We start from the raw sequence: 1,189 nt of genomic DNA, 5'->3' as shown, positions 1-1,189 counted from the left end.
GGCCCGCCCGGACGCACCCGTCCGGCCCGACCGGCCGCGTGCCCCCCGACTGGCCCCCACCCGGCTCGCCGCCGCCGTCGTCCTGCGGCGGCTCGCCGACCGGATCCAGCCCCAGCCGGCGGCGTCGGCGCACTGCTCCTGACAGGGTCCCCGCTCCTGACGCAGCCTCGGCCGACCACTCGCGGCCGGGCCCGCCCCTCGCCGGGCCCGTTCACGATCCGTTTTCAACCGGTTCCGCACCGGCCATGTGGGCACGAGCGAGCCTGCCGGTGCGGAATCGGGCATCGAAGGTGGTGTCGGGTGGCAACGGCCGGGCAGACTGGACGCCCATGTCGCCGTTCACGCCCGCACTCCGGTTGCACGATCGGTACGTCCTGCGCGAGCGCATCGGCCTCGGCGGGATGTCCGAGGTGTGGCGCGCCGACGACGAGGTGCTCGGCCGCTCCGTCGCGGTCAAGGCCCTCGCCGCGGAACTCGCCGCCGACCCGCAGCTGCGGGCCACCATCCAGCGCGAGGCCCGCGCCGCCGCCCGGCTGACCCACCCGAACGTCACCCGGGTGTACGACTACGGCGAGGCGACCCTGCCCGGCGGCGAGGTCGTGCCGTACCTCGTGATGGAGCTGGTCGACGGTGACAACCTGGCCGACCGGCTCGCCGGCGGACCGCTCCCGTGGCCCGAGGCGGTCCGCACCGCCGGCCAGGTCGCCTCCGCCCTCGCCGCGGCGCACCGCCTCGGGGTGGTGCACCGCGACGTCAAGCCGGGCAACGTCATGCTCACCGAGACCGGCGCCAAGGTGCTCGACTTCGGCATCGCCACGCTCGCCGGGCCGCACCACCCGCTCGCCGGGCAGACCGCCGAACTGCTCATGGGCACCCCGGCGTACGTCGCGCCGGAGCGGCTCTCGGCCGGCCCACCCGACCCGGCCAGCGACGTCTACGCCCTCGGCGCGCTGCTCTACCGCACCCTCACCGGGCGGGCGCCGCTGGCCGTGCAGACCTGGGAGGACGCGGTCGAGGCGCACCAGCGGCACAGCCCGGTGCCGCCGCCACGGGTTCCCGGGCTGCCGGCCGAGATCGCCGACCTGATCCTCTCCTGCCTCGCCGCGGACCCGGGCCGGCGGCCCACCGCCGCGCAGCTCGCGACCCGCCTGCGGGCCGATCCGGCCGACCCGCCCACCGAGGTCCGGCC

Annotated in this window: 1 protein-coding gene; it reads left to right on the top strand. The window is 77.1% G+C overall.

The features are described 5' to 3' along the window. Window positions 1–329 precede the first annotated feature (329 nt). A partial coding sequence (locus tag E1211_RS32110; protein WP_132354002.1) for a serine/threonine-protein kinase occupies window positions 330–1,189 on the top strand: 860 nt, incomplete at its 3' end.

Origin of the sequence: Micromonospora sp. 15K316 (genome assembly GCF_004348525.1) — a bacterium.
Lineage (GTDB): Bacteria > Actinomycetota > Actinomycetes > Mycobacteriales > Micromonosporaceae > Micromonospora.
Note: the sequence above shows the minus strand (reverse complement) of the source record. Positions and strands in the feature narration are given on the sequence as shown.